At 58.9% G+C, this 26,186-nt stretch carries 24 protein-coding genes; 13 read left to right on the forward strand and 11 right to left on the reverse strand.

Annotated features, from left to right (window positions below):
• Positions 1 to 61 precede the first annotated feature (61 nt).
• The 3 genes from Q1A20_RS09325 to Q1A20_RS09335 are packed head-to-tail and all read left to right on the forward strand — an operon-like array spanning position 62 to position 4,354.
• The gene (locus tag Q1A20_RS09325) at positions 62 to 2,254 is read left to right on the forward strand and encodes a peptidase domain-containing ABC transporter (protein WP_299916796.1); all 2,193 of its coding nucleotides are present in this window, start codon (positions 62 to 64) and stop codon (positions 2,252 to 2,254) included.
• Complete coding sequence (locus Q1A20_RS09330; RefSeq protein WP_299406779.1) at positions 2,247 to 3,629, forward strand: HlyD family type I secretion periplasmic adaptor subunit; 1,383 nt, start codon at positions 2,247 to 2,249, stop codon at positions 3,627 to 3,629. Before Q1A20_RS09325 ends, Q1A20_RS09330 begins: the two co-directional genes overlap by 8 nt.
• A complete protein-coding gene (locus tag Q1A20_RS09335; protein WP_299406781.1) occupies positions 3,629 to 4,354 on the forward strand; it encodes a GNAT family N-acetyltransferase in 726 nt (241 codons plus the stop codon). Before Q1A20_RS09330 ends, Q1A20_RS09335 begins: the two co-directional genes overlap by 1 nt.
• A gap of 92 nt (positions 4,355 to 4,446) precedes the next feature.
• Here Q1A20_RS09335 and Q1A20_RS09340 read toward each other — a convergent pair whose 3' ends face one another.
• On the reverse strand, positions 4,447 to 4,887 hold the full coding sequence (locus Q1A20_RS09340) for a hypothetical protein (RefSeq protein WP_299916797.1): 441 nt from the start codon (positions 4,885 to 4,887) through the stop codon (positions 4,447 to 4,449).
• 93 nt (positions 4,888 to 4,980) lie between these two features.
• Positions 4,981 to 5,391: a hypothetical protein gene (locus tag Q1A20_RS09345; protein WP_299916798.1), complete on the reverse strand. Its 411-nt coding sequence runs from the start codon at positions 5,389 to 5,391 to the stop codon at positions 4,981 to 4,983.
• Positions 5,392 to 5,551: 160 nt separating this feature from the next.
• On the opposite strand from Q1A20_RS09345, the gene Q1A20_RS09350 reads away from it, so the two are divergent.
• From Q1A20_RS09350 to Q1A20_RS09360, 3 genes are all read left to right on the forward strand, one after another.
• A complete protein-coding gene (locus Q1A20_RS09350; RefSeq protein WP_299406789.1) occupies positions 5,552 to 6,787 on the forward strand; it encodes a hypothetical protein in 1,236 nt (411 codons plus the stop codon).
• Between the two features lie 75 nt (positions 6,788 to 6,862).
• A complete protein-coding gene (locus Q1A20_RS09355) occupies positions 6,863 to 7,441 on the forward strand; it encodes a hypothetical protein (protein WP_298972722.1) in 579 nt (192 codons plus the stop codon).
• Positions 7,438 to 7,704 (forward strand): hypothetical protein, encoded by a 267-nt coding sequence (locus tag Q1A20_RS09360; RefSeq protein ID WP_299406792.1) that lies wholly within the window; start codon positions 7,438 to 7,440, stop codon positions 7,702 to 7,704. The genes Q1A20_RS09355 and Q1A20_RS09360 overlap by 4 nt, the downstream gene beginning before the upstream one ends.
• Here Q1A20_RS09360 and Q1A20_RS09365 read toward each other — a convergent pair.
• The 3 genes from Q1A20_RS09365 to Q1A20_RS09375 all read right to left on the reverse strand — a co-directional run bounded on the left by Q1A20_RS09365 (position 7,701) and on the right by Q1A20_RS09375 (position 11,883).
• On the reverse strand, positions 7,701 to 8,462 hold the full coding sequence (locus Q1A20_RS09365; protein ID WP_367180888.1) for a phosphoribosylaminoimidazolesuccinocarboxamide synthase: 762 nt from the start codon (positions 8,460 to 8,462) through the stop codon (positions 7,701 to 7,703). The genes Q1A20_RS09360 and Q1A20_RS09365 overlap by 4 nt on opposite strands.
• A 614-nt stretch (positions 8,463 to 9,076) precedes the next feature.
• Positions 9,077 to 10,171: a ribosome small subunit-dependent GTPase A gene (gene rsgA, locus Q1A20_RS09370; protein WP_299406798.1), complete on the reverse strand. Its 1,095-nt coding sequence runs from the start codon at positions 10,169 to 10,171 to the stop codon at positions 9,077 to 9,079.
• Positions 10,172 to 10,500: 329 nt separating this feature from the next.
• Positions 10,501 to 11,883: an FAD-binding oxidoreductase gene (locus Q1A20_RS09375; protein ID WP_299916799.1), complete on the reverse strand. Its 1,383-nt coding sequence runs from the start codon at positions 11,881 to 11,883 to the stop codon at positions 10,501 to 10,503.
• A gap of 162 nt (positions 11,884 to 12,045) precedes the next feature.
• On the opposite strand from Q1A20_RS09375, the gene Q1A20_RS09380 reads away from it, so the two are divergent.
• The 4 genes from Q1A20_RS09380 (at position 12,046) to Q1A20_RS09395 (ending at position 16,751) form a co-directional block, all read left to right on the forward strand.
• Positions 12,046 to 12,801 (forward strand): helix-turn-helix domain-containing protein, encoded by a 756-nt coding sequence (locus Q1A20_RS09380; protein WP_299916800.1) that lies wholly within the window; start codon positions 12,046 to 12,048, stop codon positions 12,799 to 12,801.
• A gap of 302 nt (positions 12,802 to 13,103) precedes the next feature.
• Positions 13,104 to 14,090, forward strand: coding sequence for a pyridoxal-phosphate dependent enzyme (locus Q1A20_RS09385; protein ID WP_299406805.1), 987 nt, complete (start codon positions 13,104 to 13,106; stop codon positions 14,088 to 14,090).
• Positions 14,080 to 14,718 (forward strand): PAS domain-containing protein, encoded by a 639-nt coding sequence (locus Q1A20_RS09390; protein ID WP_299406808.1) that lies wholly within the window; start codon positions 14,080 to 14,082, stop codon positions 14,716 to 14,718. The genes Q1A20_RS09385 and Q1A20_RS09390 overlap by 11 nt, the downstream gene beginning before the upstream one ends.
• A 602-nt stretch (positions 14,719 to 15,320) precedes the next feature.
• A complete protein-coding gene (locus Q1A20_RS09395) occupies positions 15,321 to 16,751 on the forward strand; it encodes an FAD/NAD(P)-binding protein (protein WP_299916801.1) in 1,431 nt (476 codons plus the stop codon).
• 65 nt (positions 16,752 to 16,816) lie between these two features.
• Here the strand turns inward: Q1A20_RS09395 and Q1A20_RS09400 are convergent, their stop codons facing one another.
• The 5 genes from Q1A20_RS09400 to Q1A20_RS09420 form a co-directional block, all read right to left on the reverse strand.
• Positions 16,817 to 17,680, reverse strand: coding sequence for an SMP-30/gluconolactonase/LRE family protein (locus Q1A20_RS09400; RefSeq protein WP_299916802.1), 864 nt, complete (start codon positions 17,678 to 17,680; stop codon positions 16,817 to 16,819).
• 59 nt (positions 17,681 to 17,739) lie between these two features.
• Positions 17,740 to 18,675 carry an ABC transporter permease gene (locus tag Q1A20_RS09405; RefSeq protein ID WP_299734514.1) on the reverse strand — a complete coding sequence of 312 codons (936 nt, stop codon included), beginning with the start codon at positions 18,673 to 18,675 and terminating at the stop codon, positions 17,740 to 17,742.
• Positions 18,672 to 19,601 (reverse strand): ABC transporter permease, encoded by a 930-nt coding sequence (locus Q1A20_RS09410; RefSeq protein ID WP_299916803.1) that lies wholly within the window; start codon positions 19,599 to 19,601, stop codon positions 18,672 to 18,674. The genes Q1A20_RS09405 and Q1A20_RS09410 overlap by 4 nt, the downstream gene beginning before the upstream one ends.
• The gene (locus tag Q1A20_RS09415; RefSeq protein WP_299916804.1) at positions 19,598 to 21,022 is read right to left on the reverse strand and encodes a sugar ABC transporter ATP-binding protein; all 1,425 of its coding nucleotides are present in this window, start codon (positions 21,020 to 21,022) and stop codon (positions 19,598 to 19,600) included. Before Q1A20_RS09415 ends, Q1A20_RS09410 begins: the two co-directional genes overlap by 4 nt.
• Positions 21,023 to 21,086: 64 nt before the next feature.
• Positions 21,087 to 22,112 carry an ABC transporter substrate-binding protein gene (locus Q1A20_RS09420; protein ID WP_299406822.1) on the reverse strand — a complete coding sequence of 342 codons (1,026 nt, stop codon included), beginning with the start codon at positions 22,110 to 22,112 and terminating at the stop codon, positions 21,087 to 21,089.
• 214 nt (positions 22,113 to 22,326) lie between these two features.
• On the opposite strand from Q1A20_RS09420, the gene Q1A20_RS09425 reads away from it, so the two are divergent.
• Both Q1A20_RS09425 and Q1A20_RS09430 read left to right on the forward strand, forming a co-directional pair.
• Positions 22,327 to 23,505 (forward strand): ATP-binding protein, encoded by a 1,179-nt coding sequence (locus Q1A20_RS09425; protein ID WP_299406825.1) that lies wholly within the window; start codon positions 22,327 to 22,329, stop codon positions 23,503 to 23,505.
• The gene (locus Q1A20_RS09430; protein ID WP_298972747.1) at positions 23,502 to 24,218 is read left to right on the forward strand and encodes a response regulator transcription factor; all 717 of its coding nucleotides are present in this window, start codon (positions 23,502 to 23,504) and stop codon (positions 24,216 to 24,218) included. Before Q1A20_RS09425 ends, Q1A20_RS09430 begins: the two co-directional genes overlap by 4 nt.
• Positions 24,219 to 24,257: 39 nt before the next feature.
• On the opposite strand, the gene Q1A20_RS09435 is transcribed toward Q1A20_RS09430, so the two are convergent.
• Positions 24,258 to 25,127 (reverse strand): LuxR C-terminal-related transcriptional regulator, encoded by an 870-nt coding sequence (locus Q1A20_RS09435; protein WP_299916805.1) that lies wholly within the window; start codon positions 25,125 to 25,127, stop codon positions 24,258 to 24,260.
• A gap of 129 nt (positions 25,128 to 25,256) precedes the next feature.
• Between Q1A20_RS09435 and Q1A20_RS09440 the strand changes: the two genes are divergently transcribed.
• The gene (locus Q1A20_RS09440) at positions 25,257 to 26,156 is read left to right on the forward strand and encodes a 3-keto-5-aminohexanoate cleavage protein (RefSeq protein ID WP_299916806.1); all 900 of its coding nucleotides are present in this window, start codon (positions 25,257 to 25,259) and stop codon (positions 26,154 to 26,156) included.
• Positions 26,157 to 26,186: the final 30 nt, after the last annotated feature.

Below are 26,186 nucleotides of genomic sequence, written 5' to 3' on the forward strand. Positions count from 1 at the left end.
GGCAAGCGTTACACTTGATCCGACCACTCACATTAGTGGCGTGTTTGGGATTTCAGCAATTATGGCGAGCTCTGATATCGACCTGCGAGCCCTGGATCATTTGGTCGAAATCGCCCGGTATCACGGTGTGCAGGTTGATCGTCAGCGGCTGATACATGACTACTCCATTTCCGAAGCCGTATTGAGCGAGATGCGCTTTTTGCGGATTGCCCAGGATCTCAAACTTGAGGTCGCGGCCAAGCGGTTGTCCTGGCAAAAATTGCGTGCGCTGGGGCATGCTTATCCCGTGCTTCTGGTGTTGAATTCGGGTGAGACGTTTCTCGCGTCAGGCTTTGAACGGGATCCTGACACCGGGCAGGAAATCTTGCTCATTGTGCGAAAGGATGCCGCGACAAACCAGTATCTGCACGAACCGGTTGTATTGGAAGACCTCGAAACGGGCTGGACCGGCACGGTATATCTCTTTCGGCCAGCGCATCAGGATGACGACGACAGCGGGGCGTTCAATCTTGGGTGGTTCGTGCGTGAAGCGGGTCGGCAGAAACGGATTTTCGCCGAGATCATCGTGATCGCCCTGATGATCCATGTCACGGCCCTCGCGGTGCCCCTGTTTTTCCAGATCACGGTGGACAAGGTGCTGGTTCACGAGAGTTTTCAGACGCTCAATGTATTGGCCGTCGCCGTCGTGATCATTCTGTTGTTTCAAGGTGTTTTCAACTTCCTGCGCGACTATCTGCTGGCTTTTGCTACCTCGCGCATCGACATGCGGACGGCGACGCGCACCTTCGGCCATCTGGTGCGGCTGCCATTATCGTTCTTTCACCGTGCAACCGCCGGTGTACTGACCAAACACATGCAGCAAACCGATGAAATCCGCCAGTTTCTGACCGGCAACGTACTGGAAACATTGCTGGATTCCACAGCCTTGCTGGTCTTTCTACCGTTACTTTTTCTCTACTCCTGGCAGCTTGGCTTTGTCGTGCTGGCGTTCTCCATTCTGATCGCACTGGTCATCGCGGGGATGCTGCGGCCGCTTTATAGCGCGCTGACCCGGCTCTACGCGGCGGAAGGTGAGCGTCAGGCGCTGCTGGTGGAGACAATCCACGGTGTCTCAACCATCAAAAGCCTGGCACTGGAGCCGCGCCGCAACCGGGTCTGGGATACCAGCTCCGCCCAATCGGTGCGCACGCATTTCAGGGTTAACAAACTGGGCACGATTGCGGAAAGCATCGTGGAGACCCTCGAACAGTTGATGGCGGTTACTGTGCTGTTTCTCGGCGCGCATATGGTTTTTCAGGGAGAATTGACCGTGGGCAAACTGATCGCGTTCAACATGCTGTCGGGCTATGTCAGCCAGCCGCTGATCAAGATCGTGCGCATGATCCACGAGTACCAGAAAGCGCGTCTGGCCATCAAAATGCTGGGGACAATCATGAATGCGCGTACTGAAACCGGCAGCCAGTCGCAGGCGGCCACGCCGCAGATCACCGGCGAGATTGCGTTTGAGGACGTACGTTTCTTCTACGATGGCGTCGAGAAACCTGCGCTGGACGACATCAGCTTTGACATCCGTGAGGGCGAGGTCATCGGCATCGTTGGGGAAAGTGGCTCTGGTAAGTCGACGCTGGCGCGGCTGGTGCAGGGGCTTTACACCGCGAACGACGGACGCATCGTAATGAACGGGACCGATATCCGCGAGATTGATCTGGCCCACCTGCGCCAATCCGTCGGGATCGTATTGCAGGAGAACTTTCTCTTTCGCGGCACCGTCCGGGAAAACATCGCGTTGACCGTGGCCTCTGCGTCCTTGGAGGACGTTAAACGTGCCGCTCGACTGGCCGGGGCGGCAGGTTTCATCGAAGAACTGCCATCGGGCTATGACACGATGCTGGAGGAAAATGCCACCAACCTCTCCGGCGGCCAGCGCCAGCGCCTTGCGATCGCGCGGGCCTTGCTGCGTGACCCACGTCTGTTGATCTTTGATGAGGCCACCTCCGCGTTAGACGTGGAGTCCGAGACGATTATCCAGCGAAACCTTGGCAAGATCGCAGATGGGCGGACCATGCTGATCATTGCGCATCGGCTGTCGACCCTGCACATGGCCGGGCGCATCATGGTTATGAACAAGGGGCGGATCGAAGCCTTCGCGCCCCGTGATGCGCTGCTTGAAAAGGATGGCCCCGATCGTTCGCCAACCTTTCAACGCATGTGGGACATCCAGGTGCGCAATGCGATGGGGGATGTCGATGCGTGACCGCTTTGGATACCGCAGGACGGCAGACCTGGCACAACATCAAGGCCGCCCAAAGGAGAAGGTGGATCGTCGCGCGCTCGACTTTCAGCCCGATGCAGTGGAAGTGGAGTTGCGCCGGGTGCCCGCCGCGGCACGTGTGGCGCTCTATGCGATCTTGCTGATCATCGCGACTGCCATTGTCTGGGCTTGGTGGGCGAAGATCGATCGCACCGTCACCGCGCGCGGCAAGCTCGTGAGCCAGTCGCGTACCATCGTGAAACAACCTTACCGTCCTTCGGTGATCCGGACCCTTGATGTGCGTGCCGGGGATGTAGTGCAAGAAGGGGATATCATCGCGTCGCTGGATCCCACCCTGACCGAGGCAGATCAGGGGCAGTTACTGGCCAAGGCAGCGCTGCTCAGCGCTGAATTGTCCCGGCTGGACGCGGAAAGCGCCGGGGCCGACTTTGCCCCGCAGGCGGGCGAGAGAGACGCAGTCATTCAGCAGGTGGCCTTGTTTCAGCGGCGAGAGTTGGAGAAAGCAGCAGCACTTGAGGGGTTCGAGGCACGTCTGAAAACGCTGGAATCGCAAGCGGCTGTCGCTGCGGCGCAAGAAGCGCAAATCGTGGCATCGCTCGCGCTGGCGGACAGCAAACTGCAAACAGCAATCCGGCTTGTGCAGCGCAATGCAGGATCGATGATTACGCAACAGGAAGCGGAAACCGAGGTTGAGAAACTCAAGGCACAAAGGCGCGAAAAAATCGAAGAAGCTGAAGGGTACAGGCGTCAGCAGCGCGTCGTCGAAAACGAACGGCTTCAATATCTGTCGTCCCGGGCCACGCAGGTCGAGGATCGGCGACTTGAGGTGAAAAACGAGTTGGAGCAATTACGTTTCGAGATCCAGAAAGCCAACCGTGTGGCGGAGTTCGATGCGTTCTATGCCGAAACCGATGGGGTTATCATGGACGTGACGCAGAAATCCGTGGGCTCTATTGTTGAGACGGCGGAAGTTCTGTTCACACTGGTGCCGACGGACGAGGGGTTGGATATCGAGTTGGAACTCAGCGCGGAGGACATCGGATGGGTGCATCTGGGGCAGGCGGTACGCGCCAAGCTCGATCCTTTCCCATTCCAGCGCCACGGGACCATGCAGGGAGAGCTGATTTCAATCAGCCCGGACGCGTTTCAGCGAGAGATCAATGGCCGAACAGAAGTCTATTACCGGGTCCGGGTGGCGATCACCGACAATCGGCTGCGCAACCTGCCGGAGGGCTTTCGGCTGGTGCCGGGCATCACGACAACAGCTGAGATCCGGATCGGGGAGCGCACGGTGCTGTCCTACCTGACAGATCCGTTTCACCGGGCGTTGGATGAAAGCCTAAAGGAGCCGAACTGATGCGGCGCATGCGGCCCAACCTGATCACCCAAGGTGCGCACCCCGATGTGAAGGACGCAATTGCGGCGCGCGAAGCAAACCTTTTGGGCAAGCATGGGCCCGATCATGCGCAGGACGCGTACATCGCCGATGCAAATCAGGGTGATCTGGTAGTACCGACAGACGCTTTGTCTGAGGAGACACAGGCCGCATTGGCGGCAGAGCTGGGCGAAGATGCCGGGCAGATCATAGGGCGGGGGGGCGAGATCGACCTTGGCAAATCAGGATTTACAGATGGTCTTGGCCTGGCTGACCCGAGTGATACAAAGGCGTTGCTGGCGCTCTGCAAAGCGATGCATGCAGAGACCGACTACCGCAAGATCCCCTTTTCCAATGAGATCATGGGCGCGCATATTATCATGTATCTTGACACCCCCGCGACCCACCGGATTTTCGTGCATAAGGAGGCTGGCCGTCTGCAGGGAGCCCTGTTTGGCCATGTGAGCCCCTATTTCTTCTCGGAGGCGCGCATCGCCAACGATGATCTGCTCTATGTCGCCCCCGAGTACCGCAGCCTGCGTATCACACGCAAGTTGATCAAGGCCTTCGAGGTCTGGGCGATGACCTGTGGGGCGCAGGAAATCTGCCTGTCGGTTTCCACCGGGCTAAGCGAAGACCGTGCGGAAAAACTGCTGAATCGGCAAGGTTTCGCTCGCATCGGCGCGATCTTCAAAAAGCAAGCCTGAGCCGGGAGCAGCGGTGCTAAGCCAATTGGGAAACGGTTCGATTTAGCGAGGGATAAGGTGATGACGATGTATGATCCGATGCAGGCTCCAATTCATGTCAAACTTGGCGAACGCGTGGTGCGTGGTGGCTCCTTGTCGCCCGAAATGCACAACAGGATAGCCGAAGAGCTGGGGATCGACCTGGCGGTGATCACCGTGGGCAGCCCGCTGGCAGCGCGCAATCCCACCTCGGGCCTCAATGCATTCTGTGGTAGCGGCTCGAGCTCAAGTTCTTCTTCGTCTTCCTCGGGCAGCATGTCGCGCGCCTCAGCGTCTCGCTTTACTTCGTCGACAACGCTTACCCCCTCGTCGACCACCTCGCCAAGCACTGGAAGCCTGTCACGCGCGGCTGCATCGCGGTACACATCGTCAATGTCCACGACCACGTCCTCGACACCCTCGCGCAGCACGTACAGCAGCCCCAGCAGCGTGTCTCGATCGACGGCCTCGCGGTACACGTCGTCCTCGCCGTCAACCTCCTCTACAACGACCACATCGCGGCCAAGCAGCCTGTCGCGCTCCGCCGCGTCCCGCTATACGTCTTCCATGTCGACCAGCCCGTCGCCTTCCACCACGACCACGCGATCCTATTCCACGCCCTCCACTGCGACCACCCGGTCATATTCAGCACCGTCCACACCAAGCAGCAGCGCGTCCCGCAGCCGGTCTTTCTCTTCCGGCGAAGAGTCCGATCGCTCATCATCGGCGAGCCTGACACGGTCGACAGCGTCGCGGTATACCTCCTCGATGCGCACCACGTCGGCACCTTCGGGCAACAGCGGATCATCACCCACGCCAACGTCTCGTCCTACACTGGTCGCTGAAACGTCGCCAACAACGTCGCGCAACAGCGGCTCGACCGGCTCCGGCAGCAGCCCCGTAACCCGCGCGAATGCATCGCGCTTCACGTCTTCGCTGCAGACAACGCCCAGGGCCTCAATCACGACGCCATCTACCACGCGCCCTGCCAGCAGCCCGGCGTCCGTTACGCATGCCAATGCCTCTCGCTTCACGTCCTCTCTCCAAACAACACCGACCCGGAGCCGCGCGAGCTATCCGTCCCGCGCAGCCGCATCAGAGTCCTATGCAGCGCGTTACGCCGCCGATCAGGAGCGGCGTCAGGCGGCCAACAGGGCCGGGCTGGAGATAGGCCACGATATGACCGGACAGCCGGGGCCAACCGTGCAGGCGGCCAGTGCCGCAGGTCATCTGGCGTCCTATACGGGCGCTACGATGACGGCACAGGGGTTGCAGAACTATGCGCAAAATCGGCGGGCATCGACTGTAACGCGGAATTACCGGCACGGCACTTCGTTTCAGAACCGAGGCAGCCTCACACCGTTTTCCCAGCGCAAGTTTACAACGGCCTACAGTACCAGCCTGCCGCGCGGTGCCACCGGTGCGACCGGTTTTTTCCCCGACAGCTTTGCGCCAGCACCAACCAATCCAAATGCGGTTGACTTGGTCGAGCGGAAAGCCGTCTCCAATGTGCGGATGACGCCACAGGTGCGCAACTATGCAAGCTCCTTGCAGGGCGGTGCGACAATGGTCAGGACCGGTCAGAATTTCGGGGTGAATTCGGTCACTTTTGAGCTTGGACGCCCCAGATTGGGCAACACGACCGTGGTGCAACCCAATGTCGCCCAGCAGGGATTCAACTTTGTCGATAGTCGTGGGCGTGCGGTGAACGCGGCGACCTCGGGCCCGAATGCAGGATCAATCGTGGTGAACCATGGCCCGAACTGGTCAGCGGTCGGCAATCAGGCGCTGCGCTGGGGGGGCCGGGCACTGGTTGTCGCCGATCCGCTGGTGCACGGTGTTGTGGCTGGCACCAACACGCCGGCCTCTGCCCCCTGGCACGAACGCTGGACGGCGGGTATCTCTGCCGCGGCGCAACGTGCGGACAACGTTGTAGTCGCGGGCGGCGCAGGGATCGCCGGCGCGGGGGCGACATCGCTCACCGGCCCCGGGGCGTTCGCCGTCGGCGCGGGCACGGCCGTGGCTGCGGGCACCGCTTACGAAGACACGCCTGTTGACCGTTGGGTCAACCGCCAGGTCGCGCGGGCCGAGCCTGTCATCGGTGCGACGCTGAGGGGCGTGGACACCGGTGCACGATACGTCGGGCGCACTGCGACGCAGGCCGCAGATTACGTTGCCAACTCCTATGTCGGTCAGCGCACGGCAGATGCTGCATCGGCGGTCTCGTCGGGGTGGAACTCCCTGACATCCTCGGTTGGAAATCTGTTCAACCGACCGGCAGCCCCAGCCGAGGTTTGGTCAGGATCGCGCAGCCCGTTGCGCAGTGGCTCACTTGTGGCACCCACAGGCATCGCGACCCCGGTGGAAACCCGCACGCCATCACGCAGCGGAGGGGGTGGGCTGTTTGGATTTTAGCGGCTTTCATGATCGGATCAGGGCGCGCGGCGACATCGACAGCTCTGCACCTCTTTCTTTTGAGAGGGACGCAGCATGAGTGCTGAGGCGCCCGAATACTACCTGATCGACTTCGATTGGGACGGCTACACGCAATGGACCCTTGGGCCTGAGGCGGCGGATGCAATGCTGGCGACCTGGGTTGCGCAGATGCCCGAACGGGTTAACAAGCTGCTGCACTTTCTCGGGACAGAAGGGGTTATTCGCACCCGTGAACGATTTGACGCGGACGAATTGGAAAACCTTGAATGCTTTATTATGCAGCACGGCGATCTCTATCAGCACCCGCAAGATCAGGACTACTATCTGACCGATTTCACATTTGAGCTGTGCAAGGATACGGCCGCGTTGATCGGCTCGCTGTGTCAGGACAGAGTTCCAGACCTGCAGTGGTCTCTGAACAAAGACCGGACGAGCCAGATGATGTACCAGTCTATCGGAATGAACTCTGTCATTGATGGCGACCACATGCCGATCCCGCATGCGGTCGTCGAATTTGCGCAAGAAGGTCTGCGGAAGAGACGCAAATTCCTTGGGGCCTTCAGGAAGCAAAGATGGGGCTTTCTGACCCGTATGATGTTGGTAATCAGCTATGAACAGGAGACGACCTCATGATGATGCCGCGCGCCTCCTACCGGATTGTGCTGGGCGTGTTTCTGATCATTGTCTGGAGCATCAACATCTGGCTGACCGGTCCACGTCTGGACATGATCCTGGTGCTGATCATCATTGTCGTCTCGACCATTCTGACCGTGCTGGAATGGCGCCAGCATCCTGGCATCCAGCCGCGCCAGAAGGGCGCGACGTCTCCCTATATTATCGTGTTTATCGGCGCCGCGATGGGCCTGGATGCACTGATCAAGCTCCTGTGGAGCTAAGGTGTCTTCTGCCGTTCCAAAACGGCGCTGGCTGAATCCAGATGAAAGCGCCGCATGATCTCACTGTACCCTCGTAGTCCATCGCCCGATCCGGCAAACGCAATGCGGTGGTCCAGAATATCACCGCTGTCCATATCCTGCAGGCATATGACATCCGGGCTGAGCTCCGAGACCAGCATGATGACCGGCAGCGGGCTGCCTTCGATAAAGTGAGCGCCGAATTCCATCCGAATGTCTTCCAGCTGGACACCAATTCCGAAAAATGCCCCGGTGAGCAGATCATTGATCCGAAGGGCCAAATCGACCACACCGCCGATGTCTTCGGGATCAATGAGATTGAAGGCCAGCAGATGGTTTTCAGACACGCGTGTGGGGCGTTTGTCGAGGCTGTCCGGGCGCACGAAGAATTCAACCAGCGGCGGGATCAGCTGGTGTCCCTGCTGAAGCCCGAACTCCGAGACCAGATCGCCCGTGGCGAGGTTGCGCACCATCAAGTCGAAGGGAAGTTGGACCGTTTCAAAAACCGCCTGCGCCTGCGATCCTGACCGAGCAGCGAAATGCGTGCTGATCCCGTTCTGGCGCAGGAACTGATGAAGATGGACCGAAATCGTGTTGGCCAGCGGCGCCTTGCCCGGCAGAGCGCGCCGCTCGAGACCCGGATAGCTGACGACCATATCTGAGGTTTCAACCGTCGGGCCATCGGGTGTTGTGGTGAAAATTCGGATGTCTTCAGGTAATGTCTGATCGTCGGCGATGATCTAGCCCTCCGTGGCATCATAGTCGGTTGCCGGGCTTTAGCCTTAGTTGGAAAGCCGCTCGTGCAGCAAGCACGGGGTCGTGAATGTGAAACCTTGCGGCGGAATGCAGCCAATGCCGACACCTGACCTGCGCCACTCTGGCGATTGCAATCATGTCCCCCGCAGATCTGATGGCGTTTGTGGTTGCCCTCTGGTGCGATTTCTCTCAAGTGCTCATCGAGCGATAGATCAGGCGAAATGTCCGGATACCACGCTTTTCAAGGCTGCCACCTTTGGTGTGCCGATCCATTGCTATACCCAATAAGGCGCGCAAAATCGCCTCAGCTTCAGCACAGCCGATACGTGGCACCGGTTTGGCGCCCTTTCTGAATCTGCCAGCGCGGACGATGGGCAGATGGTGTTCCTCAAGGGTCAGGCGTAGGATCACCCTGGTTGGTGTCTTAGCCTGACCCGCGGTTGCATCGACGTCTTGCCCGCGAATTGGGGTATCCTATGTGCGGTCGTGCCCAAGAAAGGCTGGCAATGCCAGTTGCCGCCGCATGGTCTGAAACCGTGACAACCTAATTTTGTGTATTGTCGCGAAGAAATCGCGCCAGACGATCTTGCTTGTCGTGTCAGTGCCCGGGTCGCTTGTTCCTGGATTTCTGTTGCGTGATTTGGCGCACCATCTTGCCAAATGCTTTGTCCTTGCTGCGCCTTTCGGCCAGGCTGGCAGAGTTGAACGCTTCTTCTGCCACCAATTTGCGCCATCGTTGCAGTCTGGCCATATCGATCTGTCCCGCCTCAAGCGCTTTGATAAGGGCACAGTCAGGTTCGGTTTCATGCTGGCAGTCGTTGAACCGACATTGGAGCGACAGCGCATGAATGTCCGCGAATAGATCCTCAATGCCGGATGCCGCATCCGTCAGTTGCACCTCGCGCATGCCCGGTGTGTCCAGGACAAGGCATCCGCCTTGTACCAGGTGCAACTGTCGCCGCGTGGTGGTGTGGCGGCCCTTTGCGTCAGCTTCACGAATGCCCTGCGTTTCAATCCCGTCTGTGCCGGACAGCGCGTTTGTCAGCGTTGATTTTCCCACACCGGACGATCCGAGAAACGCAACTGTCTGGCCAGGTGCACACCACTCTGCCAGCGCTGTTCTGGGTTCGCTGCCGCGTGCGTCAAGGGCGACAACGGGCACACGGTCGGAGATTTCCCGCGCCTGATCGACATAGGTTTGAAAACCGGTGGCGAGATCGACCTTCGTCAGGACGATCACGGGCGTAATCTCAGCCTCAAAACAGAGGGCGATGTAGCGTTCCAGCCGGGCTATGTTGAAATCCTGGTTGCAGGAGGTCACGACAAAGCAGGTGTCGATATTGGCGGCGATCAGCTGTTCTTGCCGGTCGGTCCCCGGTGCGCGACGTTTCAAAAGGCTTTTGCGTTCCAACACGCGGCTTTTGATCGGATGACTGCGGTCCAGCATCAGCCAGTCGCCGACGGTCGCATCCGCGCGCGGCGGAAGCGTTTCATCAATGGCGTCGCCAATCACGTGCAGCCCGTTACGGTGAACTTCAATCACACGCGAAGGCGGCGTCTCCATCAGCTCTTCAACGCTGATTTGTTGCGCAAAAAACGGCTGCCAGCCGTGGGTTTCGAGGATTGAGCGTTGCCGCTCCGGTTTTTCGTTTTTTGGGGTCGGAGGAAAGAATTTGGAATAGTCACGTGTCATTATGGGACGCTTTCATGTCTCGGCTCTGAGCAAGGTTCAGGCGTAAAGGGTCAGATGTTGTCTGATATTGCGCCTCAAGAGACCGCCGAAAAGAGTCCAGCGGTGCTTTCAAATCTTGAGACTGTGTTGGGAAGCTTTGTGCCTCCCCCCTTTACCGGGACATAAAATCTCCATTCCAGTAACCCAAACCTAATTTGACATGGCTCGAAGTTCAAGTTCCAGAAATTTGTCTGGTCCGTTGACGGTGGATTTTATCGAAAAGTCAGTCGGTTAATCTAGGCACAAAAGGGCAATGGCCGGTTAGTTTTTCTTGAGCATTCAAGGGTCTGCTAGTTGTCGGCGGCCCGAAGACTGTCGCGCGCTCCGAGAAACATGCCGTCGGGATCGTATCGCGTTTTGATCTGTTTCAGGCGTGCCTGATTGGCCCCGAAAGCGTCCGCGCGACGACCGCCGCTCTCTGATATGAAATTCACATAGGCGGCGCTTGACCCGAGCGCTGCAAGGGAGGCGCCCGCCTGTTTTGCCCAGGCGATCATCGTTTCATCCTGTGCTTCATCGTGAAAACGCGCGCCGGGCACAGCCATGATCCGAGTGCCGCGATGAGGGTATGCCGTCGCGTCCGGGGCAACGTCATCAATGGCACCGCCAAGACCGCATAGCAGGATATCGGATCCCTTTGATGGCAAGGTGGCACCGATGTCCAAAAGTCTTGTAATCAATTCGTCAGTCAACGCCAAATGCGCCGAAGGCGACCAATAGTTGCGCGCGCCTTTTGCGTAAGCCTCGTCAATGAACTGCTGGGCCTCGACAAACGGGCGTTCGATTACCCAGCTTCCAAGCGCATCGGGATGCTCCTGTATCGCGGCAAGCGCATCCGCACCTTCATCGACATTGCCGGCCCAGAATTGAAGCAAGACAACAACCGGTGTGCCGTGAACGTGTGGCGGCAGGAAAGGCGCGGGCGGCGCCATCGCGATGTCGACCCAGATGGTTGCATGATGTGATGCGGATTTCAGAAACGCATCCCAGAGCCGCAGCGCCTTATAGCCGTCTTCCAATGCAAACACCGTTGGCCCAAACAGAACTTTTGGTCCAACGGGATGCAGGCGGAATTCGAACTGCGTTACCACGCCAAGCCCGCCGCCACCGCCCTGCAAGGCCCAGAAAAGATCCGGGTGTGTATTGGATTCCACACGCGTCACTGTGCCATTCGCGAGGATGATCTCCGCGGCCAGCAGATTGTCGCATGTCAGTCCAAATTGCCGGGATAACCATCCCATGCCGCCACCAAGCGCCAGCCCGCCCACGCCGGTCTCTGACGCAATTCCGAGGGGAACGGCAAGGTTATGCACCTGCGTCGCACGGTCTACATCAGCCAGCGTCGCGCCGCCCTGCACATAGGCAACGCGGGTCTCGGGGTCGACCACGACATCGCGCATGTCTGAGAGATCGATCATCAATGCACCGGTTGCCATGGCTGCGCCCGCTATGTTGTGGCCACCGCCTTTGATACAGATTTTCAGCCCGAGTGTTTTCGCGACCTCTACGGCGTTCTGCACATCGCGCTTGTTCTTGCAGGCTGCGATTGCGATGGGCCTGCGGTCAATCATGCTGTTCCACAATTGGCACCGGCTTTCGAACTCCGCCACATCCGGCAATACAATTGGGACACCTGAATTTGAGAACCGGGTTTGTTGTTCTTCATCTAGCATCGCAGCGCGCCGCCCTCTGTATCTTCAATCTCGTGGCCATGCTGTCGCGATTCGGTGACGCTCGATACTGACGAATATGGAGTAACTACAGATTCGAGAGTTGTCTGACCACCCGGGGCCTCCTAGCATCGGGATGTCATTTGCCAGATCGAGGAAACTACGATGCCTTACAGAGGATATGGCCAGTATTGCCCGCTTGCCTTGGCGGCGGAGGTTCTCTGCGAACGCTGGACATTGCTGGTGATCAGTCGCGTGATCGATGGCTGCACAAGGTTCAACGACATACATCGGGGCGTGCCGAAGATCTCGGCAACATTGCTAAGCAAGCGACTGGCGCACCTTGAGGAGGCGGGTCTGATCACGCGGCAGGCCCTGCCAAATGGCCGAGGGTTTTCCTATGAGCTGACCGAAGCCGCGCAAGAGCTCGGTCCGATCATCATGAGCCTTGCGGCCTGGGGGCAGAAGTGGTCCCGCGATATGGAGCATGCAGACCTTGATCCCGCATTTCTGGCCTGGAGCATGCACACGCGCCTGAACATTGCGGCCATGCCGCCCGGCCGGACCGTGATGGAGTTTGAATTCTCAGGGACGCATAAAGGTTTCAGCCGGTTCTGGCTGGTCGTTGAGGACGGTGGTGTGGATATGTGCCTGAAGTTTCCAGGCTTTGAGGTCGATGTGACGGTGTCGGCGGATATCAAACGCTTTGTTGAAGCCTGGCGCGGCTTTCGCAATCTTCGCGATGAAATTGCATCGGGCCACATCTCGATAGAAGGCAAGGAAGTCTACCGCAGGCAGGTCCCCGATTGGCTGATGCTGAGCGCGTTGAGTAAGGTCCCCCGATTGCGCGGCAGAGAACGCGATTTTTTCGAAGCAATCCCAACGGTTGAGGATACCACGGAACGTCTTGCAGGCGGGTAATACCCTAAAAAGCTCAGCAAGTACTGCCCATCACAGTCGGTATCGCGTGTCGCGCGGCATCCCGAGCCAGCGGAAATCCTAATGTGCCTGAACATCTTTCCGAACAATAGGCGGGTGGGTGCATTGTAACGTGGGAGTGCCTTGTTTCTCCATTGTATACAATATAGTCTAATATTAAATGATTTTGTATAAATTGAGATAAGGTAGATGTTAGACGACCCGATACCGCAAGAATTCGATGGCTGCGGCCCAGATACCTTCAATGATGGCCCAAATCGCCCTTTCAGAGGGTGGCCGGCCTAATGGGACCTAGCCCCGCAGTTTTAGCACTGGCTACGAACGCGCTTGCGGCGCGCAACCACAATCGGCATGCAATTGTGGAAACGCCCTGCCTTACTTCACGCGATGACCGGTTTGCGGGCTCTGACCTGATCTTCAAATGTGAGAATTTCCAGACCACGGGATCGTTCAAACTGCGGGGCGCGATATCAAAGCTGTCCACGCTGCCGGTAACAACACCGCTGATCACTGCGTCTTCTGGCAATCACGGTATCGCATGTGGCCATGCAGCGCAGATCATGGGGCACGACCTGAGCGTGGTTCTGCCTGAGACAGTTGCTAAGGCAAAACTGGCGCAGATTGAGCGCGATGGTGCCACGCCCATCCTGTATGCTGGCGATTCCGGTTTGGCAGAACGGTACGCGCGCGCGATGGCTGCTGACAAAGGGTATGTTTACGTCTCTCCCTACAACGACAACGCCATCATGGCGGGGCAGGGCACCATCGCGCTGGAGCTTTTGGAACAGGTGCCGCGTTTTGACCGGGTTTATGTCTCCATGGGAGGTGGCGGTCTGATCTCCGGAATTGGTGCGATCCTCAAGACCTGCGCGCCCGAGATCGAAGTCGTTGGCGTCAGTGCTGAAAACTCCGGTGCTTTGGCCGCCAGCCTTAAGGCGGGTCATGTTGTCGACACCGAGCATCTGCCGACGCTCGCGGATGGATGCGCGGGAGGTATGGATCACGACTCACTGACTCTTCCGATTGCGCGCGAAGTCATCGACAGGGTTGTACATTGCTCCGAAGAACAGATTGAAGATGCGTTGCGTCATCTGGCCTGGACCGAGAATTTGTTGGTGGAAGGAGCAGCAGCGCTTGCACTGGCGGCCTATATGTCCGAGCCCGACCTGCCCAAGGGGCAAACAAATGTTGTCATGCTTTGCGGGGCAAATTTTGATCGGGCCGCTCTGCAACCGATCCTTACGCAGGACACATCATCCAGTGACCCTTAATCTGCCAGAATCGGCGAATACGCCTCAAACCGATCTGATCAACATCTGCGATGCGCTTGTAAAGCTGTTCGATCCCTTTGCAGAAGTGGTTCTGCACGATTTGAAAACACAGACGATCAGCCACATTGCCGGGCAATTATCACATCGTCAGATCGGTGATCCGTCGTTCATCGACGGCATCAATCCGCGAAAAGATTATGGACCCGTCTTTGGGCCTTACCGCAAAACAAACCCTGACGGCCAGCAGATAAAATCTATCAGTATTCTGTTCAGAAATGACGTCGGCGATCCTGCTTCGCTGTTGTGCATTAACATGGACACCTCACGATTTGCTGCAGCGCACGCAGACCTGTCGCGGTTCATATCGATCCCATCTGATGATCACGACAACCCGCTTGCGGACGACTGGCTGGATACGCTCAACAAGTTTGTCGCGGACTGGCGGATTGAGAAGGGTATTTCAGGCACATCGCTCTCCGTCGAGAACCGGCGCCGGTTGCTCAAGATATTGATCGAGCGCGACGTCTTTGACCGATCCAAAGCGGCAGATGCCGTGGCCCGCGCCATCGGTGTCAGCCGCGCGACCGTCTATAACGACCTCAGAGCCCTTGGGACATCAGCGAGCTAACCGCTCCGATCTTCAACCGATGACACTGGCACATAACAGCGCGGCACTCACGTTCGCGGGCAGGCCCTTTGACCATTTGGCTATGCGCTGCGCGGATAGATCATCCAGATGGCTCACCTCAAAGCAGCGCTGAGCTAGATCGCCATCATCTCACCTGGGCCGTAACTTGGTGCGCTGTGTCGGTCACTGTCCTTGGCACATTCCTTTGTCGATCATACTCCATGTGCCCTGCAAAGTGGCCCTCTCCACACTGATACATTCGGGGGGGCGCTTCCTATGACCCCCCCCCCCTGAAATCAACGCCCAAGCAGCTTTCTGACCGAGGGTGTAATGCCCTTGGTCGTGATCGAAAGCGCGTTCAGTTAAAACGCCGCGCTACCAAAGTTGCAATCCTCGGGCAGATCCGGGGTCATGTCAGGCTGATGCGTGATGATACCTATTCTACTCCCCTGATCCAGAGTGGGAAGGCCTGTGTCGATGGTGCAGCATCAATGTCTGCCCAAACCAAAATATGTCTCACCACCCGTCTATACGGCTATTCGCAACATTGACCGGACCCTGTACACCTCATTAGACAGCGGACCGAAAGAAGTGGAGCAAGAATGAATGTAGATACCTCGCCAGAAAACCCCTGCGCGCGTTCGCATGTCGTTGTTGGCGATGGGATAACAGCGGTGGCCTTCATTGAGAATTGTCAGCTGAATGCGGGCGATGAACTGGTGGTTCTGGGCAAGAACGCCTCTCAGCTCGGGCGTGGCGTGGCCTATGCGGCAGGAGAAAAGGATACTCCCTGGCGCTTTGCTTACCTGCTGAATTCGCCGGCCGACGATATTGATCCTGCATTTGCGCACTGGCTATCTGAACGTTGGGGTGACGTTCAAAACATTATGCGCGGGCGAAGGCCGGATTGGCTCGCCGCAGCGCAGCCGCTTGCAGCCGCCGGGGATGTATATGGCGTTAACGCACCACGTGAGCTCTATGGCGATTTTGTCGTCGCACAAGCCGAAGAACGGATGGAAAAACTCCGCGCAGCTGGGGTGAAAGTCCGGCTGATGGATGTCTGCGCCATTTTGATCGCAGAAGTGGATGGGATGCTCCAAATAGAAACAGCGGACGGTCAAACCATTGTCGCGGATTCTGTCGATGTCGCGCCAGGCGGTCCGTCAAACCTGCGCATTGATGGTGACGATGGCCGGTTCAGCGCGCCGACCCTCTTTGGCCATGAAAAACGTATTGCTGAGCATGTCAGACGTGGCGCAGAGATATTTTGTATCGGCGGCAATGCGGCGATGTTGGACGCCTTGCGGTTGTGTCAGAGCATCATTCCGGAAGACGCTTTGCGGTTTGTTGCCTGCGCCCCCGATGGTGAAGTGCCGCCGCCGTTGATCCCACGCATACCGCGCAAATTAACAAAACCGAAACTGTCGACAGGCCACGCCTCGGCCAAGTCATTTTTAGATGAGGTATCTGAAGCGATTCAGATTGCGAGAGATCAAGGCGACGAGATGCGCGAAATCCGGGCCGGTTTTCGGGCCCATTTCCTTGAGAATGGCGTGTCAACATATGTCAGTGAAAGCGCCGAAGCGCGCCAAGTCCCCGCGACTTTACGGTTTTGGCTCCGCGGCGGCACACGCGACACCATTGTTGATATGCACAAGCTGATCCAGAGGGGTAAGGCCCGTATGATCAAGGGCATGGTTGTGGAAATTGAGCATGACGATGATCGGGCCAGAGTCTTGATCCGCGACACCGAAGGGAAAGAACTGGTTCATGAGACCGGATTTGTCATAAATTGTGCAGGTGCTGGACCGACGTCAGAATATGATCCGCTCACAGAGCACATGATACGGCAAGGTTGGGTTGACAAGTGTCCGGTCAGCAAAGGCCTGGCGGTTGGCCCAGGCTGTTCGACCAGATTGCCGAAGGTCCGCCATTTATCCCCCGCGACCACCGTGATCGGAGATGAGGTGATGGCAATGCCTCTTTATGACGCCCACATTCTGCGGACGTATGCGCGTCGAGCGTATGTTTAGAGAGTTAAGCCCGGCCCTAGTCAGACCTCGACTGATCGCTGCTGGTGAGGGATCGTCCAAGGGGGTTATGACCTGCCGCGGGTCCAGCTTTCGGCGCCCTTCACATCGACAAAGATGCGATATACCCCGCTCGTTGCGGTGATAAACATACGATAGCCGTCGGGACCACCGAAACAAAGATTGGAGACAACCTGCGGGACGCGTATTTTGCCGAGCAGCGTGCCGTCTGGCGCAAAGCAATGAACGCCATCGGCGGCAGAGGACCACAGATTGCCCTGAGCATCGCAGCGCATTCCATCCGGCAGCCCGGTGTCGATGGTGGCGAAGACCCCCGCATCCCGCAGTCCCGCCCCGATCACCTTGAATTGCCGGATCACCGAAGGCACGGTGTCATCGTGACTGGAGCCACTCTCCGCGACATACAGGCGGGTCTCATCGGGCGAGAAACACAGCCCATTGGGTTGCGCGAAATCTGTGACGACCGCGCTCAACTCCCCATCTGTTCCCAGCCGGTAGACGTTGCGGGAGGATTGTTCAGGATTAGCCTTGTAGCCCTCGAAATTCGAAATGATCCCATAGGTGGGATCCGTGAACCAGATCGTGCCGTCCGATCCGACGATCACGTCGTTTGGTGAATTGAGCCGCTTGCCCTCGAAGCTGTCAGCGAGAACCGTCAGGCGCCCATCGGTTTCGGTGCGCACCACATCGCGGTATCCGTGACGACAGCCGATCAGGCGCCCCTCGCGGTCGCGGGTGTTGCCGTTGTTGAACCCGGACGCGGTGCGATAGATCGACAGCCCTTCGGCCTCGGACCAGCGCAGGATGCGCTGGCTGGGAATGTCGGAGAATAACAGGCAATCATGATCGCCGAACCAGACGGGCCCTTCTGTCCAGGTGAACCCCTCCGCGATGAGTTCAAGCTCAGACATGGGGTGAGCCAGGGCTCTAAAGCGATCATCGTGAATTTCCAAATGCGGGGGTGTCGAAATCATATGCGACCCTTCCTTGTGCTTGCGGCGATCACAATGGCGATGACAATCGTGCCTGTGAGGACGTTCTTGGCGCCTGCTGCAGCGCCGTAGCTGTTGAGCATCGAGATCACGAGGAACATGAAAAGCGAGGCGCCCCAGACCCCCGGGACGTTGGAATTGCCGCCCGCAATCGAGCTGCCGCCGATCACAACGACGGCAATCGACATCAGCAGGTACTCTGCGCCCATGTTCAGGGCGGCGCCCCCGGAGAAGCTGGCCAGCAGGTAGCCCGCGAGACCGGCAAAGACGCTGACGCTCAGATAGGTTGTGGCGCGGACAAATTCGACTGGCACGCCAGCGAGCCGGGCCGCGCGCATGTTCTGTCCGGTTGCCAGGAGCCATCGCCCCCAGACGGAACGTTCCAGCACGATCCAAACGACAAAGGCGAGGGCAAGCCCGACCCAGGCGACATTGGGGATGCTGAGAAATCGACCCGTGGCAAACTCGGCCAACTCCTGTGGCGGTTTGATCCGCAGCCCGCGGTTCGACCAGATCGCGAGCGATTGGTAGATCAGCGAGGCCGCCAGCGTCGCGATGATCGGCGGCAATCGCAAAAGGAAAATGAGCGCGTAATTCGCGAGCCCCGCGCCCAACCCGACGGCCAGGGCAATCATCAGGCCCAGAAGGGCGGTGCCCGGCATCGACGCCATCGCCTTGAGCGCCAGCGTTGCCGCGAGTGTCATCGTCGCCGGGATCGACAGGTCGACGTTGCCCGGCCCGAGCGTGATCACCAGCATTTGACCCAACCCGACGATAGCCGCAAACGCCCCGAAACTCAGTGCGGCATAGGCAAGCTCTCCCGCGCCTCGGCCGGATGTCAGCCCGATGGTCAGTGCAAACGTCAGAGCAGCGGCGCTCCACGACCAGATCCACGGTTTGGACAGGAGGGTCATGTCTCGCCGCCTTTCCGGCTGAAGATCAGCCGTGCCGTCAGCACCAGGATCAGGATCGCTCCCTGCGCGCCGATCTGCCAGTCCGGGGAGAGGCGCAGGAAGCTCAGGAAAGATGCCGCGAGCGTCAGTGTCAGCGCGCCGATTACCGCGCCTACGGGGCTGACCTTGCCACCGACGAATTCACCACCGCCAAGGATCACACCCGCAATCGACAGCAGCGTGTAGCGCAGCGCGATGTTGGCGTCCGCAGAAGTCGTCAGACCGACCAGCGCCATGCCCGCCAGCACGCCGAAAAACCCGGCCATCCCGTAGGCACAGGCCTTGAGTTTCAACACCGACCACCCGGCGCGCGCGACCGATCTGGTGTTGCCGCCAACCCCGCGCAAAACCGTGCCGATCCCGGAGCGGATGATCAGAAAATGCGTGAGGATGGCGATGAGGATCGATGCCACCACGGCCATGGGGGCGAATGGCGGCTTGACGGTCATCAGGGCGCGCAACCAGTCGGGGCTGGCGCCACCCGGGCTGGGCAGGATGAAAAGTGCCAATCCGCCCCAGACAAAGGACATGCCAAGGGTGACCACGATCGCGGGCAATTCCAGCGCGTGGATCATCGCGCCCAAGGCGGCATAGCCCAGGATCAGTGCCACAAGCATGGCAAGACCCAGGGCAGGGGTGTCAAGCAGATAGGTCGCGGTGATGCAGGCCACGAGGCTGACAAAGGCGCCCAGCGACAGATCGATGTCGTTGACCATGATGATCATCATCTGCGCGATGGTCGCCAAAGCGATGGGCACGGCGAGGTTGAAAAGCAGGTTCAGTCCAAAATAGCTCATCGCGCGGGGCTGCATCCAGAATGTGGCGGCGAGCAGAACGGCCAGAGATACCACCGGCAGAAGGATCCTGTAACGGGACAAGGCGTTCATGACGCGGTCTGCATCTGAAAAGAAGCCTCCAGTATTTTCTCTTCGGTGATGTCCGGGCCGGTCAGTTCGGCGCTGATCGCGCCGTTTCTGAACACAAAGACACGGTCGCATTGGCAAGCCTCTTCGGTCTCGGTCGAATACCACAGGAAGGTACGGCCCCGCGCGGCCTCGGCGCGCAGCATGGCATAGACGTCCTGTTTGGTGCCGATGTCCACACCGCGCATCGGGTCATCCATGACGAAGATAGGCGCCGGACTGGCCAGCGCGCGGGCAAAGAGTACCTTTTGCTGATTGCCGCCTGACAGCGACAGGATCGGGTTTTGGACGTCATCGGTCCGGATGCCGATGCGCGCTTTCCAGTCTGCGGCAACGCGGGCCTCACCGGCTGTATCGACCAGTCCCAGCTTTGCGCCCTGTCTCAATACGGAGATGGAGATATTTTGCAGGATCGACCACAGCGGCAGCACGCCGTCGCGTTGCCGGTCCCCGGCCACGAAGACCACATCAGGCGATGTGCCGCTGCGCCAGGCGGAGGAGCGCGACAGAAAGAGTTGTGCCAGTGCGGCCGCCTGTCCGTGACCGGCCAGCCCGGACAACCCGACGATTTCGCCGACCCGTGCGGCCAGCCCTTGCGGTGTCCGCACAACCTCTGCACCAAAGGCATGTGCGACGATTGCTGTTTCGGGATCATCTGCCGCCACATGGCCCATGGCATCGACCAGCGCCTGCCGGGTGAAGTCCTCCGTCGGGTGTTCGGCGACAATATGGCCGTCTTTCAGCACTGTAATGCGGTTGGCGACCTCAAAGATTTCCCCCAGCATGTGCGAGATGAAGACCACAGCACCGCCCGCCGCGCAGAACCGTTTGACGTGTGCGATCAGCTGACTGGCGATCCCGGCATCCAGCGCCGACGTGGGCTCGTCCAGGATAACGAGCCGCGCACTTGTGCCGCGCGGCGCAAAGGCAATGGCGATTTCGACCATCTGGCGCTCGGCAATACTCAGGGTATCAACCTCGGTATCCGCGTCTATGCCGTGGTTTGGAAAAACCTCATCAAGGCTGGCGCGTATTTCCCTGCGCGCTTGGCGGCGCCAGTGGATCCCTTTGAGTGCGTTGTGTGAGATGCGCAGGTTCTCGGCCACGGTCAGGTTTGGACACAAGGAAAGCTCCTGAAAGACGGAGCGTACACCCGCCTGCATGGCCGTACCGCCAAGGTCAAAGGCGATATCACCTTCGCTGGCCTGAAGCCCGCCATTGATCAGATTGACCAAGGTGGATTTACCGGCGCCGTTATGCCCCACCAGACCGATGCAGTCCCCCCGCGCGATCGACAGGCTGACACCGTCCAGCGCACGCACCGGTCCGAAGTGTTTCTTGACCCCGGTCAGCGTGACGATCGGCGCACTCTCGTATTCAGTCATGAGCGCTCCACAAAAAAGACAGGCGGGCAGACCTCAAAGCCCACCCGCCCGCGCGGAAGAAAGATTAATTGGCCTCTGCGATGACCGCCTGGGCATCTTCCAGCGCGTAGGTCACATTGGCCACCGACCCTTCGGGCGTGTTGGCCAGCGTCTCTTGCAATGTGTCCTGCGTCACCTTCAGGAAAGGTACCGTGAGATCTTTTGGTACTTCTTCACCGGCCAGCACCTGTTGCGCCACCCAGAAGGCCAGCGTGGACACACCCGGCGCGATGGAAAGCGACAGCGTCTCGTACCCATTCTCGGCGTGCTGATCCGCCCACCACTGCATTTCATCCTGACGGTTGCCCAGAACGATAAGCGGCGTCGGGCGACCGGCAGCTTTGAAGGCCTGTGCTGCGCCATAGCCATCGCCACCCTGGGTTACAACACCGATGATCTCGGGCAGGGATGGCAGAATGCCTGCGACAGCCTTCTGCGACACATCCTGTGCCCAATCGCCATGTACGGAGCCGACGATCTCGAACTGTTTGTGTTCCTCAACGCCCGCGTGGATACCCTCGCTGATCTCGTCGTCAACGAACACGCCGGCAAGGCCCCGGATTTCCAGCAGTTTGCCGCCATCCGGCAGACGTGACGAAAGATAGTCGACCTCTGCCTTGCCCATCGCTTTGAAATCGACAGCGATGCGCCACGCACAGGGTTCGGTCACGATACCGTCAAAGCTGACGACGGTGACCCCGGCATCGCAGGCCTCCTTGACCGCGCCGTTCAGGGCGGTGGGCGAGGCGGCGTTGATGACGATGGCGTCATAGCCCTGCAGGATCAGGTTCTGGATCTGTGCCGCCTGTTCCGTGGCCTGGCTCTCGGAGGTGGTATAGGCGTCTGCGGCTGCGACGACGCCGTCGGCAACGGCGGCACTGCCCATCTCCTCCCAGCTTTGCAGCATGGCCTGGCGCCAGGAGTTGCCGGCATAGTTGTTCGACAAGGCGATCCGTTTGTCTGATGTGTCGGTCAAATGGGATCCTGCGTGACCTGCGCCCGCAATCAAGGCAATGCTCGCCGCGCCGAGCAGCATCTTCGAAATCTTCATTTTTTCCTCCCTAATGCGCATGTTCATGCGCTGTTTACCTGCTCAAAGAGAGCACAGTCTGGGGAAGGGTGCGGCTGGTGCGTGTGAGCTGTAAAGACAGTCGCCCGCAGATGTGTTGCGGGTTCCCGCAAGTTTTGCAGGCCAAAAGGTGCTTTTATCCCCTGTATGACTCGGCAAACTTGCGTAAACGCGCAGGGTACGAGGGAGAAAGGCTATGTCTCAGGCTCAACTGGCGCCTCAACGCAGCGATGTTTTCCTGCGGATTTCGGCGCATCTGGCGCAGCGGACGGACATTGCTTCGGCGCTCGAAGCGGTTGCGGATGAGATTGCGGAGGTGATTCCGTTTACACATGCGGATCTGTGCCTGATCGACCGGCCCGGCTGGTTGGCGAGCTACGAGGTGGGCATCCGCACCCGCTGGTCGCGCGCCCGCACCCGCGTGGATGTGTCGCCCATCCGGGATCTTTTGACCGGCAAATGCGACTACATGCTCTGTGACAACGCGATGCAGGATCCGCGTCAGACCTTCAAGGATGCCTGTTCGGAGCCGATCTTCAATCACAAGCTCCGGTCACGCGTACATGTCCTGATGAAGGTCATGGGCCAGCCGATTGGGACGCTGAACATCTCCCACTCAACACCGGCGCGGTATGACGCGGACACTGTGGCGCGGGCCCAGCACATCGCGGATGCGCTGTCGCCTTACTTCCACGCGCTGCACACGGCGGAGCTGGCACAGCGCGCCACGCAATTTGAACAGGAAGCGCGCGCGCGTGAAGAGGGGCTGCGCAGGGGCGCTCTGGAATTGACCCAGGCTTTGGAGCAGGAACAGCAGCGCATTGGAATGGACCTGCATGATCAGACCCTTGCGGATCTGACGCGGCTGCTGCGTGACGTCAACAAAGAAGGCTCACCAGAGGGTTCAGAGCTGGCGCGCCGCATATCGGAGACAATCGGTGATCTCAGACGGATCATCGATACGGCTGTGCCAACGCTGCTGGAGCTTTTTGGCTTTGCGCATGCCGTCCGGGTGCATCTGGAGCGCGCGGTCGGCATCGAAGCGATCGATATCGAGGTTACCGATCAGACCAATGGCGCAGCGGACCGGCTTGAATCCACTGCGCGCACCGCGCTTTTCCGCATTGCACAGGAGGCCATCAACAATGCTGTCCGTCATTCGGGCGCCCGCAAGATTGATGTGAACCTCGAACAGGCCTCGCCAAAGGGTCTGGTGATGACGATCCGCGACGATGGTTGCGGCATTCCGATGGATTTGCCGCGCCAGTCAGGCCTCGCCAATATCCGGACCAGAGCGCGGCTGATCTCGGCTCAGCTTGATATCCTGGGCGAGAATGGCACAACGCTGCGGGTGACACTTGAGGAACCGTCATGAAAGTCCTTGTTGTCGAGGATGATCAGTTTCACGCTTCCTATCTGCAGGATGCGCTGTCCGAAGCGCTGCCCGAGGTCACCGAGATCATTCACGCCGTGGACGGTGCTGAAGGAGAGATTGCAGCACGGCAGGGCGATATTTCCGCCGTTGTCATGGACCTGCAGATGGAGCGGCGGAACGGGATTGAGGCCGCCTGTACGCTATGGGCGGAACGGCCTCTGACCCGCGTCTTGTTTTGGTCGAACTATGCCGATGACGCCTATCTGCGCGGGATCGCACAGATTGTTCCGGATGACAGCGCCTATGGCTACATTCTGAAAACTGCGTCACCGGACCGGCTCAAACTGGCGCTGAGGGCGGTTCTGGTGGAGGGCCAGATCATGGTGGACCGGGAAATCCACCGGCTCCAGAAGCAGAGCGCTTCCCCGCGCACCCGGCTCAATGACAGCGAATTTGCGGTACTGCTGGATCTTGTCCTCGGCCTGCAGGATAAGCTGATTGCGAAACGGCGCCGCATGTCCCTGCGCACCGTACAGAACCGCTTGTTGTCCCTTTATGACAAGCTGGGCGTAGAGCAGGAACATGATGAAAATATCAGCCTGAACAAGCGCGTGCGCGCATTGAACCGCGCGTTGGTGACGCGGACAATAAATGTCGAGACGCTGGAGGCTGCAGAGCGTGACCTGGAAAAATGGTTGAAATCGACGGGGTGAAATTGACAGGTCCGCGTTGCGGGTCCGGCTCGTGGCGGGTCAGCCAAAGCACATGCGAGAGGCTTCGGTGCGATTGCGTGCTTTTGTGCGTTTGAGAATGGCCGAGATGTGCAGTTTGACGGTCCCAATGGTGATGGACAGTGCGGTCGCGATCTCTGAATTCGATGCGCCGGCGTGCACCATCTGCATGATCTCCAACTGTCGGGCCGTCAGAGCCTCTCTTATGGCGACCCGGCTGCTGTGTTCGCGTTCCTTTTGTGCCGGGCTCGCCTCGACCATGGCGCGCGCAGCTGAGAGCGCTTTGGTGAAGGCATCAAAGCTGCGTCTCACTTCCACTGCTTGCGGTGACAGGCCGGAGGATCCGCTTTCTTCGGCGGCCATCAAACGGTCGATGGCGTCGCTCAACGCATTCAGCGGGGCGGACATGTCCTGAGCGGCGATGGCGGCATAGCGGCTTTCTGAAACCTCATTCCGCTTCGCGTCCCTCAGGGCCCGCTCAAGCGCCTGCAAGGCCTCGCGCCGGTCGGTGACGTCGAGCGCTACGCCGTCCCAGATCACAGTGCCATCCGCCATCCGACGGGGCTGTCCGAGGGAGCGGACCCATTTGTATCCTCCGCCCGGGAGAACAACGCGCACCTCTTCGTCCAAAGTGGACAGCTGTGCGGCGGAATGTTCCAGCGCGGCGACAAAGCGCGGGCGATCCTCATCATGAATCCAGACGTGATCGACCGCCTCCGCAGCCATGAGTGCCGTCGCATCCAGCCCAAAGGCCGCCTGAACTTCGCCGCTGACATAGGTATAACGATACTTGCCGTCAGGTGTGCGCAGACGCTGCATCGTATGCCCGGGAAACACGCCCCCCAGCAGGGCGGTGACATCATGAGTCAGAGAGAAGTCAGTGTCAGTCATATATCTAAAGGTATATATAAATGAGATAATCGGCAATAGATATATAACTTTTTGTATTCAATCTCGTGATTCTGCTCTATGCAAGATGCAATCGCAGTCAGAAATTGACGCATTCGGGAGGAGATAAGCGTGGACAAGATCATCATCGAGGCGCGTGTGAACGAGCTTGCGACGCGCCGCGGCAACCCGCATGTGCCCTTCCTGCCGCATGAGATCATTGCCGATGCCAAGGCCTGTTATGATGCGGGCGCATCCGTTTTTCACTACCATGGCCGCAAAGAAGACGGCGCCCCCGATCACGCCCCCGAATTCTACCTGGAAACCAATGCAGGTATCCGTGCGCAGTCTGACATCCTGATCCACCCCACGCTCGGCTATGTCGCCAATGACGCGGATGCGCGCGACCGGTTCGCGGCCGTCGAGGCGATGATGCAATCCGCCGATACCGCACCGGACTTCGCGCCGATGGATTGCGGCAGCGTCAATGTGGACTGGTGGAACCCGGAAACCGGCAGCTATGACACCACGGATCTGATCTACAAGAACTCGACGGCGACGCTGATGTATTTCGCAGAGCGGATCGATCACTATGGCCTGAAACCCTACCTGGTCAGCTGGAATGTGAGCTTTACCCGGCAGATCGAACAGTTTCTGAAAATGGGCGTGCTGCAAGACCCGGCCTATGTCTGCTTTTGCATGACGGATGAGATCATCTTTGCTGGTCACCCGGGCACGCAGGCCGGACTGGATGCCCATACGGCGTTTCTGCCGAAAGACTTTCAGACGGTGTGGACGGTCGTGAATTACAAGGGCGATCTGTTCCAACTGACCGAGAGCATTATCCGGCAGGGCGGCCATATCTCAATTGGGCTGGGCGATTACGCCTATATGGACGGCGCGCGCCACATGACCAACGCCGACGTGATCGACAAGATTATCGCCCAGGCCCGCAGTCTGGGTCGCGCGCCTGCGAGCGTCGCGGAAACGCGGGAGATACTTCAAATGCCAAAACTGAGAATAGCGGCCTGAGCCGCAAGATAACTCAATGGGAGGAAAGAC

Origin of the sequence: uncultured Roseobacter sp. (assembly GCF_947501835.1) — a bacterium.
GTDB lineage: Bacteria > Pseudomonadota > Alphaproteobacteria > Rhodobacterales > Rhodobacteraceae > Roseobacter.